The 12,798-nt window shown below is 55.9% G+C and carries 9 protein-coding genes; 5 read left to right on the forward strand and 4 right to left on the reverse strand.

Features of this window, described 5'->3' with window-relative positions; all coding sequences use genetic code 11:
• Nucleotides 1-149 precede the first annotated feature (149 nt).
• From IPN69_19745 to IPN69_19755, 3 genes are all read right to left on the reverse strand, one after another.
• Nucleotides 150-1,841 (reverse strand): vanadium-dependent haloperoxidase, encoded by a 1,692-nt coding sequence (locus IPN69_19745; GenBank protein MBK8812944.1) that lies wholly within the window; start codon nt 1,839-1,841, stop codon nt 150-152.
• A gap of 308 nt (nt 1,842-2,149) precedes the next feature.
• Nucleotides 2,150-4,138, reverse strand: a complete 1,989-nt coding sequence (gene uvrB, locus IPN69_19750) for an excinuclease ABC subunit UvrB (GenBank protein ID MBK8812945.1) — start codon at nt 4,136-4,138, stop codon at nt 2,150-2,152.
• Between the two features lie 158 nt (nt 4,139-4,296).
• Nucleotides 4,297-5,496, reverse strand: coding sequence for a HEAT repeat domain-containing protein (locus IPN69_19755; GenBank protein MBK8812946.1), 1,200 nt, complete (start codon nt 5,494-5,496; stop codon nt 4,297-4,299).
• 300 nt (nt 5,497-5,796) lie between these two features.
• Here IPN69_19755 and IPN69_19760 point away from each other — a divergent pair, with 300 nt between their 5' ends.
• Both IPN69_19760 and IPN69_19765 read left to right on the forward strand, forming a co-directional pair.
• Nucleotides 5,797-6,696 (forward strand): phosphoribosylaminoimidazolesuccinocarboxamide synthase, encoded by a 900-nt coding sequence (locus IPN69_19760; protein MBK8812947.1) that lies wholly within the window; start codon nt 5,797-5,799, stop codon nt 6,694-6,696.
• Between the two features lie 62 nt (nt 6,697-6,758).
• Nucleotides 6,759-6,983 carry a hypothetical protein gene (locus IPN69_19765; GenBank protein MBK8812948.1) on the forward strand — a complete coding sequence of 75 codons (225 nt, stop codon included), beginning with the start codon at nt 6,759-6,761 and terminating at the stop codon, nt 6,981-6,983.
• 14 nt (nt 6,984-6,997) lie between these two features.
• Here the strand turns inward: IPN69_19765 and IPN69_19770 are convergent, their stop codons facing one another.
• Entirely contained in the window at nt 6,998-7,807 is an 810-nt protein-coding gene (locus tag IPN69_19770) for an MOSC domain-containing protein (GenBank protein MBK8812949.1), read from the reverse strand.
• Nucleotides 7,808-8,167: 360 nt separating this feature from the next.
• Here IPN69_19770 and groES point away from each other — a divergent pair, with 360 nt between their 5' ends.
• The 3 genes from groES (at nt 8,168) to IPN69_19785 (ending at nt 12,794) form a co-directional block, all read left to right on the forward strand.
• Nucleotides 8,168-8,485, forward strand: a complete 318-nt coding sequence (gene groES / locus IPN69_19775; GenBank protein MBK8812950.1) for a co-chaperone GroES — start codon at nt 8,168-8,170, stop codon at nt 8,483-8,485.
• Between the two features lie 76 nt (nt 8,486-8,561).
• Nucleotides 8,562-10,193, forward strand: a complete 1,632-nt coding sequence (gene groL / locus IPN69_19780; GenBank protein MBK8812951.1) for a chaperonin GroEL — start codon at nt 8,562-8,564, stop codon at nt 10,191-10,193.
• Nucleotides 10,194-10,682: 489 nt separating this feature from the next.
• Nucleotides 10,683-12,794 carry a VCBS repeat-containing protein gene (locus IPN69_19785; protein ID MBK8812952.1) on the forward strand — a complete coding sequence of 704 codons (2,112 nt, stop codon included), beginning with the start codon at nt 10,683-10,685 and terminating at the stop codon, nt 12,792-12,794.
• Nucleotides 12,795-12,798: the final 4 nt, after the last annotated feature.

A 12,798-nucleotide genomic window follows, 5' to 3' on the forward strand; every position in this document is an offset into this window, starting at 1 on the left:
CTCTGCACTATGCACTATGCACTATCCACTCTGCACTATCCACTCTGCACTATGCACTATGCACTATCCACTCTGCACTATGCACTATCCACTCTGCACTATGCACTCTGCACTATCCACTATGCACTCTTCACTATCCGCGATCCAGATCAAACCGTGACGGTCGTGCCGTCGAACTTCGTCAGGCTGAAACCCGCGAACTGCTCGTTGTAGCAGGCTTTTTGATCCTTCAGAACACCGATGGCGACCGCTTCGCCGAGTTTCAGAGATTCGGTGCCGTCGGAACGCCAGTGAACCCCGGCGATGTTCCGTCCGAGCGCGACGTTCGAAGCGATCTTGTTCAACTCGCCGCCGACAGTCAGCGAAGGGCCGACGTACGGGGTCAGGAACTGTCCGTTCTGATCCGGCATAACCGGATTGGGAATGACCGCAGACTCGTCAAACCAAGCCTTCAAGATGGTCACGCATGCGCCGGCGACGGTCGCATGTCCGGCGCCGTAAGCAGGATGCGTCGGACTGCCTTCCGGAAAAGCCATCGGCAGCAGCGCGTTTCCGGGCGTCATATACCCGCCAAGCCGCGAGTTTGTGGAAAGCGAATTCAGAATTTCCGCCTGTATCGGATACGCGGCTTTGTGATAAAGGGCGCGATCGATCCGGGCCGCAAATACTTCGGGACGAAGTCTCCGATGAACGATCCATTTCTGGTTCCAGACGGCTTTCAGGGCACGCGTCGAGACCTCGCACAGCAACGTCGCGATATGCGGTCCGCCGAATGTTGCGAAGCCCTGCTGCGTCGCCGAATTCGAATATGGGTTTCCGGCGTCAAAGGCGGCGCCAAGCGTGCCCGCAAGAACCAAGAACGCCTGAAAATAACCTTGAAACAAGACGTCGATATGGACCCATTGTCCGATGTCGCGCCCGTTTCGCATATATCGCGGCGTCGGGTCAAAAGCGTCGCCCTGAGACGGCGAGACGCCGTTTTGGACGCTCAGCCAGCTCGCGAAATCGGTCATATAGTTCTGGCCGCCGACCACGGTTCGGATCTTCTGGCTGATCTCGTTGGCGCCGAAAAAGCACGGCAGATAGAAATACTGCGAGAGATACGGTCCGACCTGGTCACCGGGAGTAAGTCCTCGAAACAATAGATCGGTCGTCACCTGGCCGCCGTTCGTCTTCGCACCCTTGAAATCCGCGCCGAAAAGCGTCAGATCCGCGGCCGCGGCGTTCGCGACAGGATTCGTCGAATAATCCGAAAACGGCACGTCGCGCAGAAGCGCCATCCAGTAATTCTCGGCGATCTCGGCGCCGATCTCGCGGCTCGCAAACGCCGGCGGGGGCGGTTGAATCAAGGAAAAAGCGTCTTTGCCTTCGAGATCGAATGCAAATCCGGCCTGCGGGTTGGTCAGTTTGCGGTCGCCGCCTAGAGGTATCTGCTCGAACAGCGCCGGAGTTCCCGTGCGCATCGCGTTCAGAAAAGCGTTATACGCCGCGGGATCGACCTCGCCGTTGGACTGATGCGGCAATCCCTTCGAGTAACTGCCGATCCGATTTGGGTAGCGTTCTTCGTCACCGTTGCCCGGACGACTGAAAAGCGGCGGGATCGGCTGGAAATTCGCCCTCGCTGCATTCACCCGAAACTGATAGCAAGCTTGTGACCTTTGATGGTAGAACGAACCTTCGATCGGGCGCTGCGCCGAAATCCCCGCAGTCTTGTCGATGAACGGCACGATCGCGCCAGCCGCAGCGGCAGCTATCGCGGATTTTCCCAAATTGCCGAGGAACTTTCGCCGATTCGGTTTGTCGGACGATTCCGCAACCGCAAATGATTCACGATCTTCCATAAAATTCACTCCTTTTCAAAACTCGAAAAACGGTCGCTGCCGGGTTCGGACCGGGCGCCGATTCAAGAACAGGATTCCGGGCCGGACCGGGAGATGATAAGCACCCAGGATCAAGGCGCCGGCCGTTCCCCCACGGCGCGGGGACGCAGATGATGATGCTTTCCAAAGACCTGAACCAAGCATCGTCACATACCCGATTTTAACACGTTTTGAATCCCGAAAAACAGCTAAAACTTCATAACGGCACAACAAAACAAAGCCTGGCGACGCAGGTCAAATCGCGTCGAGATGGAAGACCAAATCCGGGATCACGACATCTGCAGTTGCCGGTCGCGCAGATACTTGAGCTTGTCGCGGACTTCCGCCGCGTGTTCGAATTTCATCTCTTTCGCCGCCTCGCGCATCTCGCGTTCGAGCCCGGCGATCGTCTCCTTGATCTGTTTCGGCGAGTATTCATCGTACGCGTCGAGTTCAAGCGGCACCTTGAAATAATCCGCCTCATACGCCGTGACGAGCGTCGATTCGATCGATTTGACGATGGTCGTCGGCGTGATCCCGTGTTCGGTGTTGTATTCTTCCTGCACCGTTCGGCGGCGCTCGGTCTCTTCGATCGCGCGGCGCATCGAATCGGTGATCTTGTCGGCGTAAAGGATCGCTATTCCGCCGGCGTTGCGCGCGGCGCGGCCCATCGTCTGGATCAGCGAACGTTCGCTCCGAAGAAAACCCTCCTTGTCGGCGTCGAGGATCGCGACGAGCGATACTTCAGGCAGGTCGAGACCCTCGCGCAAAAGATTGATGCCGACCAGCACGTCAAACTCGCCGCGGCGCAGGTCGCGCAGGATCCGGATTCGCTCGAGCGTGTCGATGTCCGAATGCAGATAGGTGACGCGCACGCCGACCTCGGCAAAGTACTCGGACAAATTCTCGGCCATTTTCTTGGTCAGCGTGGTGACGAGGACGCGCTCGTTGCGTTCGGCCCGAACGCGGCATTCGTGCAAAAGGTCGTCGATCTGTCCACGAACGGGACGGATCTCAACCTTCGGATCAAGAAGGCCCGTGGGCCGGATGATCTGTTCGATGACTTCGCCTTCGGTCTGCCGCAACTCGTAATCGCCCGGCGTGGCCGAAACATAGATCGTCTGTCCGCGCATCGCCTCGAACTCTTCGAAACACAGCGGACGATTGTCCTTCGCCGACGGCAATCTGAACCCGTATTCGACGAGCGTGCCTTTGCGCGATTGGTCGCCCTTGTACATCGCACCGAGCTGAGGGACGGTCTGGTGCGACTCGTCGATGACGACGATCGCATTCTCCGGAAGATAGTGAAGCAGCGTCGGCGGCGGTTCGCCCGGTTTCTTGCCGGTCAGATGGCGCGAATAATTCTCGATCCCGTGGCAGAATCCCATTTCCTTGATCATCTCGAGATCGTACATCGTCCGCTGGTGCAATCGTTGGGACTCGACGAGTTTTCCCTGTTTGATGAGTTCCTCTTCCCACCAGACAAGCTCCTCTTTGATCGTTTTGAGCGCGCGCTTGATCGTCCCGGGCGACATCACATAATGCGTCTTCGGATAGATCGGCAGGCGTGTTTCGTGTTTTTGTTTGACCTCGCCGAGCAGCGGATCGATCGTGTACACGGCATCGATCTCGTCGCCCCAGAACTCGATCCGGTACGCCATATCCTGGTAGCTCGGATATATCTCGACGATGTCGCCGCGGACCCGAAAGTTGCCGCGTTCGAAGTTGATCTCGGCCCGTTCGTACTGAAGTTCGACGAGTTTGCGGAGCAGATCTTCGCGTTTCATCTGCTGGCCGGGCTCAACGAACAAGAGCATTCCGTAGTAAGCGTCGGGATCCCCGAGACCATAGATGCAGGAAACGGACGCGACAACGATAACGTCGCGACGTTCGAAGAGCGCGCGGGTCGCGCTCAGCCGCAACCGATCGATTTCGTCGTTGATCGTCGCTTCCTTTTCGATGTACAGGTCGGACGCCGGAACGTATGCTTCCGGCTGGTAATAATCGTAATAAGAAACGAAATACTCGACCGAGTTTTCCGGGAAAAAGCTCTTGAACTCTTGGTATAGCTGCGCCGCGAGCGTTTTGTTGTGCGCAAGGACCAGGGTCGGACGTTGGACCTGATCGATGACGTTGGCGATCGTGAACGTTTTGCCGCTGCCGGTAATTCCGAGAAGCACCTGATTCCTCGTGCCGTCGTTGAGCGCTTCGACGATTTGCCTGATCGCCGCCGGCTGATCGCCTTTGGGCTGATTTTCAGAAATAAGACGAAATTTCACGAGTAAATTTTACCGTGAAAAAGAAAAAAGGGGAAAGGGAAAGTGCATAGTGCATAGTTCATAGTGCACAACAATTGAAGACGGTCTTCCACACTATGCACTTTGCACTCTGCACTATGCACTTTGCTGCACTATGCACTTTGCACTCTGCACTGATCTCAGGCCGCGACCAATTCGAAGCTTGCGATAACCTCTTCGATGCGGTCTTTCATTTCCTTCGGGATCATCAACTGGTTCAGCATCTTCTCGAGACGCGGAATGACGCGATCGTCGCCGACGACTTCGATGACGCGAAGAAATGCGAGTTTTACGTTTTCGTCGCGATGCGTCTCGACGGCGTCGAAGAGCTCATCGGTTTCACCGGTCTTGATCATCAGCGCCAGCAATGTGAATGCCTCATATGCAATCTTGTGATCCTGATGGACGAGCCGGTCGAGCGATCTGAGAACCAGTTCGGCTTCCATTGCGGCGCGGGCAGCCTGGCGCATTCTGAACTCTTCATTCGTTTCGGCGATCCGCGTCCAGGCGTCGGAGCGGTCGAAACTCAGACGGAACAGACCGCGAGCCGCCGCGGCGCGAACTTCCCGCGTCGGATCGGCACAGCAAAGGAGCATCGTTTCAAAGACGGATTCGTGGTCAAAGTCGGCAAGGACCGAAACCGCCTTCGAGCGAAGATTCGACGAAAGATCGTAAAGCGCTACCTGGGCCAACGATTCGACCGAGTTTCTGGTCTTGAAGCGCGCCAGAATGCGAACCGCAAGTTCGCGAACGGCTTCATCCTCTTCATATTCGTCCTGCGTCTGTTCGATCGCGCTCATCAGGGCGTCATCGTTAGAGAGGGGCAACGGCGAAAACGGTCGGGCGAGTTCGAGTTTCTTGAGTTTCGAGATCGGCAGCTGCGAGAACTGGAGATGGAGCAGTTTTTCCTTGATTTCGCGCTCTGTAAATTCCTTGCGCTCCGAGACTTCCGGCCGATTCTTGAGCACTTTTGAAGTTTGCGGAAGTCCGCGGGCCAGGTTCTTCTTCTTGGCATTGGTAGCCTTCTTAGCCTGGCGATACCATTCGAGTTCCCGGTCTGCGTCCAGCGCGCCGGTTTCCCAAGCGTCGGCGTCTGCCTTGGCTTTCAATTTCCGCTCTTCTGATTTGCTGGTTTCGGCCGCCGAACTTCGGCTCTTGAGCATCCAAACGACCGCTCCGGCCAGTGCGGCAACCAGGACGAAAAGCGAAACATACCACCACGTGTAATCTTCCGACGGTGTCGGCGGAGCTTTAAGTTGCGCCGAAACCGGCACGGCAAACAGCGTAATGAGGAAAAGAAGCGTCGTCGGGGCGGCGTATGACCTGCAGAGTCCAATCATTGTTAAATTCTTGCGTTTCATCTATTTAGTCGTGAAATCCGTTCTGGGACGGGGCATCGATGGGGGCCGGCGGGTTATCGTTTTTGATACTTGAGCGTACAATTCGGCGATGTCGAATTCGCCATTAGCATTATAACTCTTTTTTTCACATTGTCACGAATTTTTTAACTTTGTTGATAAATTTTCAACAATAGCAATTCCGCCGTGATTTGAAGAATTAGATCTCTCGCCGAATCCTTTACAACTTTCAGATTTCCGAATAAAGTTATCTCGTCCCAACGATGATCAAGGTGAAGAATGATGTCGGCTACAGGTCCAGTTTCGGAAACAAATATCGGCACGCTCGAGCTCGTTCACCGCGGTAAGGTTCGCGATGTTTACGCCGTCGACGAGGATCGCCTTCTGCTGGTCGCGACGGATCGAATCTCGGCGTTCGACTGCATAATGCCGACGCCCGTTCCCGATAAAGGCGCGATCCTCTCGGCGATGTCGCTTTTCTGGTTCAGATTTCTTGAATCGGTGACCGATCATCACGTGGTCAGCGGCGAATTCGAGGAGATGCCGCAAAGCGTACGGCAACACGAGGAACTCCGTGGTCGTTCGACGCTCGTCGTCAGGACCAAGGTCTTTCCCGTCGAATGCGTTGTTCGCGGATATCTCGAGGGTTCCGGATGGAAGGATTATCTCGCAACCGGATCCGTCTGCGGCCACAAGCTTCCCGAAGGCCTGAAACAGTGCGCCCGTTTGCCCGAGCCGCTTTTCACGCCGGCGACGAAGGCTGTCGAGGGCCACGACGAGAATATCGATGAAGTCGAGTTTGCCCGAATCGTCGGCGCTGAAACCGCGTTGCGGCTGAAGGAACTTTCGCTCGCGATCTATAAGAAAGCGAGCGACTACGCGATCTCGCGCGGGATCATCATCGCCGACACGAAGTTCGAATTCGGTTTGGACGAGGCTGGCCGGATCCTTCTGATCGACGAAGTTCTAACGCCCGATTCGTCGCGCTTCTGGTCATCGGAAACGTACGAGCCCGGACATTCGCAGCCGTCGTTCGACAAGCAGTTCTTGCGCGAGTATCTCGAGTCTTTGGATTGGAACAAACAACCGCCGGCGCCCGCTCTGCCCGATGCGATAGTCACCGCCACAAGGGAACGGTACCTTCAGGCGTACCGTCTCATTACCGGCAGAAATCTTGGTTGACGATCAACCATCCGTCTTGTTACGAAACAACGGTCCACGAACTTATGCAGATGAGAAACCGAATGGAAGCTTTGATCGACGAGATGCTCGAAGGTCAGATATTGCTCAACGAAGCGATGGCGGAATTCGAAAAGCTTTATATTCAAAAGGCGCTCCTGAAGTACGGCGAACATCTATCAAACACCGCCACCGCGCTCGGAATTCACCGCAACACCCTTTCGAAACGTGTCGTTTCGTACCAGGCTCCGGCGCAAACCCCGAAACGTTTGCTCGCCAGACGCGGCTGAGACCTTTCTTGATCCTATTCGACAACCTCGACCCGATCGCCGACTCTCAGACTCCCGCCGACGTTCTCGGCGATCAGATTTTGCCCAAACAAGATCTTCTTCGCGCCGTTACGCTCGAAAGTCCGGAACTCCGCGAGCGTTCGCAGCGGCTCGACTCCGGTCTTGACGCCCTCGGCTTGGTCGATCGTTGTAATCACACATCGCGAGCAGGGTTTTACCACGTGAAAGACCGTTTCGCCTATCCTTATTCTCCTCCAATCATCTTCGGCAAACGCCTCGGCGCCGGAAACGACCAGGTTCGGCCGGAACCGATCCATCGGGACCGGAGTTTCGAGTCTCGAGTTCAGATCGCCAAGAGACGATTCGCCGATCAGCAAAAACGGAAATCCGTCCGCGAAAGAAACCCGGTCGTCGGCGCGAATCGCGTAAGCCGCATCGACCGGGCGCACGGAATCGTCCGGCATACGCACGAGTCGGCAACGTGCTTCCAGAATATCCGAAAGCCATTCGTTGATCTCGACGCCGGCGACTTCAGCCGGGCACCGATCGTTCCAGACCGCGACCGTTTCACGTTTCGAATCGGCCGCCGCAAACGGCGCGCGGATCCTTTTGCCTTCAAACCCGAGAATCAACCCGGCGTCCGTCAGATCGGTCGTGATCCTCGCCATTTTCGGAAACTCGCGTTGCGACAGAAACCGATTTTCCACATCGACGATCATCCAGCGCCGGTCGTTGGCAAGTCCGCGGCGCTCGACGAGAGCCGTTTCGCGACCGGTCCCGCGCAGCGATTTGACGGGAAAGACATTTATTTCGGATATGAACATAGGATTTTGGATCTTTGGACTTTGATCTTTGGACTTTGGGCTTTGATCTTTGATCTTTGGGCTTTGGGCTTTGATCTTTGGGCTTTGATCTTATCTTGGAGCTTTTGAGCTTCGGAAAATTGAAAAGATCAGATTCCGAAGTCCAAAAATCAAAAATCGAAGCCCAAAGATCAAAGCCCAAAGATCAAACTTGATAACAACATCATCAAGTTTCCTGCCTACCGACAAGTCACACTTGACAGTTTTAACCACGTTTGCGTAAACTAGCACTTTCGATGGATGAGTGCTAAGAATGGCGTTTTCGACCGTCGAAAGTCATCTTAAACTTTTATTACCACTACCAACAAGGAGTAAAACACAATGGCTACAACAATTAAACCTTTGCACGACAGAGTGATCGTCAAACGTATTGATGAGAGCGCGGACAAAACCGCCGGAGGACTTTTCATTCCGGATTCGGCCAAGGAAAAACCGCAGGAAGGCGAAGTGATCGCGGCCGGCGCCGGGAAATATAAGGAAAACGGCGAAAGGCAACCGCTTGACGTCAAAGCGGGCGACCGCATCCTGTTCGGCAAATACAGCGGGTCGGAGATCAAGATCGACGGCGATGAGTTCCTGATAATGCGCGAAGACGAAATCCTCGGGATCATCGAACGCGCCGGAGCGAACGCGAACTAGTTTGGAGTTCCGCCTTCAGGCGGCAGGCGCGCGAAAGCGCGAACCCAAAAAAGAAATTAAGGGAGAAATTAATAATATGGCTAAACAAGTTGTACACGGAGAAGAGTCGCGTTCGGCGATTTTGCGCGGAGTCAATCAGCTCGCCGACGCAGTAAAGGTTACGTTGGGTCCGAAGGGCCGCAATGTCGTTATCGACAAGAAGTTCGGTTCGCCGACGATCACCAAGGACGGTGTTACCGTCGCGAAGGAAATCGAACTCAAGGACGCGCTTGAAAATATGGGCGCGCAGATGGTCCGCGAAGTCGCGTCGAAGACCTCGGACGTCGCCGGTGACGGAACGACGACCGCGACGGTTCTCGCCCAAGCGATCTTTAAGGAAGGCGTTCGCACCGTCGCCGCCGGAGCCAATCCGATGGCGCTCAAACGCGGCATCGAACAGGCCGTCGCGGCGATCGTCGAAGAAGTCAAGCGTCTCGCAAAGCCGGTTTCCGGCGAATCGATCGGACAGGTCGGAACGGTTTCCGCCAACGGCGATACCAAGATCGGCGAGATCATCGCCGAGGCGATGGCCAAGGTCGGCAAAGACGGCGTCATCACTGTTGAAGAATCGCGCACGATGGATACGACGCTCGAAGTCGTCGACGGAATGCAGTTCGACCGCGGATATCTTTCGCCGTACTTCGTCACCGACGCCGACCGTATGGAAGTCGTCCTCGACGAACCGATGATCCTCATCAACGAGAAGAAGATCTCGAACATGCGCGACTTGCTGCCGATCCTCGAAAAGGTCGCGCAGATGGGACGCCCGCTGCTGATCATCGCCGAAGACGTCGAAGGCGAAGCGCTCGCGACGCTCGTCGTCAACAAACTCCGCGGCACGCTCAACGTCGCCGCCGTCAAGGCTCCGGGCTTTGGCGATCGCCGCAAAGCGATGCTCGAAGACATCGCGACGCTGACGGGCGGAAAGGTCATCTCGGAAGATCTCGGCATCAAGCTCGAGTCGATCACCGTCGAAGACCTCGGACGCGCGAAGCGTGTCACGATCGACAAGGACAACACGACGATCGTTGACGGCCAGGGCATCGGAGACGCGGTTGAAGGACGCGTCAAGACGATCCGCAACCAGATCGAAGAAACCACTTCGGACTACGATCGCGAAAAACTTCAGGAACGTCTCGCCAAATTGGTCGGCGGCGTCGCCGTCATCAAAGTCGGCGCGGCGACCGAGACCGAAATGAAGGAAAAGAAAGCCCGCGTTGAAGATGCGATGCATGCGACGCGCGCGGCGGTCGAAGAAGGGATCGTCGCCGGCGGCGGCGTGACGCTTGTTCGTGCGGCGAAGGTTCTCGACACGCTCGTCGTCACCGGCGACAGCGACGAGAAGATCGGAGTCAACATCATCAAGCGCGCGGTCGAAGAGCCGCTCCGCCAGATCGTCGGCAACGCCGGCAAAGAAGGCGCGGTAATCGTCGAGAAGATCCGCAACGAAGACAGCGAAACGTACGGCTTCAACGCCGCGACGGAGGTTTTCGAAGATCTCGTCGCGGCCGGCGTCATCGACCCGGCCAAGGTCACGCGCACCGCTCTCCAGAACGCAGCCTCGATCGCCGGCCTGATGCTGACGACCGAAGCGATGATCTCGGAACTTCCGGACGACAAGCCGGAAATGGGCGGAATGCCCGGCGGCGGAATGGGAATGGGAATGTAAGCCCATTTCGGATTTTGGATTTTCGATTTTGGATTATCCGAAACTGACAAAGGCCTCGACCGGAAACGGGCGGGGCCTTTTCATCTGGGGTTAGGGATTTGGGGTTTGGGATTCTGCGTCGCACGTGTCCAGTTCGATTTCTTAACTTCAATCGGAGTACCGACCGCTGCAGCGAAAGCCGGCAGGTTCTCAAAGCGGACCGACTTCAATGCTCTCCAAACCATTGAAGGAATGGATTTTACGGGCTCAGCTCGGCATCGGGTTCTAAAGCGAGCCTCACAGGAGTCGTCGCGCGTGGCCCGCAAACATCGCCGAGCCAGCCTCGTTCTTTGGCCTTCGAGCCGTTATGTTGTGAGATTTCAACATCCGCCCGTGTAAATTCCCGCAAAAAAGTTCTCAAAACATACGAAAAACGAAAGGAATAGATTTTGCTATCGATATTTCCGGTATTTGTTACAACAGTTTGTGGTAGGAAGGAGGAAAGACGCAGTGTTTACCCGGATAGTTCTTCTCATTGCCCTCGCATTTGCGGCTGTAATTTCATGCTCTTCAGCGGCCGGCGACCGAAACTGGGCGTTCGGCACGAATGGTGTGCGTAAAACGACATTTGCAACGAGCGGGTCGGCCACGGCTGGAGTATTCCAACCCGACGGCAAGTTCTTGGTTATAGGCTGGCAGTTCCGGAGTGGCACCGGCACGGACTTTCGAATCGTTCGCGTTGGGGCTAACGGAGCACTCGATTCTTCGTTCGGCTCGAACGGCGTTGCCTTTGTCGCCGTAAGTACCCGTGACGATCAGGCGCTAGGTATTGCGCTTCAAAGCGATGGCAAGATAATCGTTGTCGGATCCTCTCGAAATTCGACCGCCATTTCGGACTTCGCCATTGTCCGACTGAATGAAAACGGAAGTCTCGATACTTCATTCGGCATCAACGGCGTCGCAGTCACATCTGTTCGACCATTCGATGATATTGCATACGACGTCACTATTCAGGTTGATGGAAAGATCGTCGTTTGCGGCGAAAGCGGTAACAACGGAACCAAAACGTTTGGTCTGGTGCGTTACCTTACGAACGGAACTCTAGACACAGCTTTCAGCGACGACGGAATTACGACGGTGGATTTTCCGGGAGGTCCGTCTACCTGCTCTGCGGTTCGAATACAGACCGAGAACAAAATTGTCGCCACCGGAAACGTGGGTTTCGGAGATTTCAGCGCGTCTGGGTTTGGCTTCGTTCGGCTGAACATCGACGGCTCCGTGGATTCAACTTTCGGTGCCGACGGAACCCGCATTGTTGAGGTCCGAAATTCGACCCGACGACAAAATGCACCGAACGATCTTTTGATTCTGCCAGATGGAAGAATCCTCGCAGCAGGCTCCACCCTAAGTGACTCGCCGGATTCTTTCGACTTCGCTGCGACACGTCTCACCCCCGATGGCTCGCTAGACTCCTCGTTCGCGAGTTCGGGGCTACTAATTGTTCCGTTTTCAGGCTCCGCAACCGACGGGGCGAATACTATTCTCCCCCTTCCCGATGGGTCGTTTTTCTTGGGAGGTTACGCGAACGGCGGGGCAAATTTGGATTTCGCGCTCGCACGATTTTCACCGAACGGAACAACTGATCTGCGATTCGGCGTTAACGGGCGTGTTGTCACTCCTTTAACCGATCAAGCCGAGTTGATACACGCGTTGCGACTCGATGAATCCGGACGGATCCTCGCGGGCGGAATGAACAACTTCGAAACTACAATGATCAGTTACCAGAATAACGGACTGCGTGACTTTGATTTTGATGGCGACAAGATATCCGATATTTCGATCTTCCGGCCTTCGAACGGCCAGTGGTGGCTGAACCGGTCGACCGCCGGGACAATCACGCACACGTTCGGGAATTCAGCCGACGTGCTCACGCCCGGAGATTTCACCGGCGACGGGAAGACCGATGTTGCGATCTTCCGGCCTTCGAACGGCGAATGGTTCGTCTTGCGATCCGAGGATTTCTCGTTTTATTCGTTCCCGTTCGGGGCGTCGAACGATATCCCGGTTCCCGCCGATTACGACGGCGACGGCAAAACCGATGCGGCCGTTTTCAGGCCCTCGGATGCGACCTGGTACATTCAACGTTCGTCGGGCGGAACGACGATCCAAACGTTCGGCGCGGCGACCGACTTCCCCGTTCCCGCCGATTATGACGGCGACGGCAAAACGGACATCGCGATCTTTCGTCCGTCAAACGGTCAATGGTGGCTGAACCGGTCGACGGCAGGGTTGATCGTCCACACGTTCGGGACCTCGACCGACAAGAACATCCAGGGCGACTATACCGGCGACGGCAAGACGGACGTCGCGATTTTCAGACCGTCGACAGGAGAGTGGTTTGTCCTCAGAAGCGAGGACGCCTCGTTCTACTCGTTCCCGTTCGGCGCGAACGGCGACCTTCCCGCGCCGGGTGACTATGACGGAGACGGCAAGACGGACGCGGCAGTTTTCAGACCGTCAAGCGCGACCTGGTACCTGCAACGTTCGACCGCCGGCCTGCTCATCCAAAACTTCGGCGCTTCGACGGATGTTCCGGTTCCGAACGTGGTCGTTCGTCCATAAACGG

This window comes from Acidobacteriota bacterium (assembly GCA_016715115.1).
GTDB lineage: Bacteria > Acidobacteriota > Blastocatellia > Pyrinomonadales > Pyrinomonadaceae > JAFDVJ01.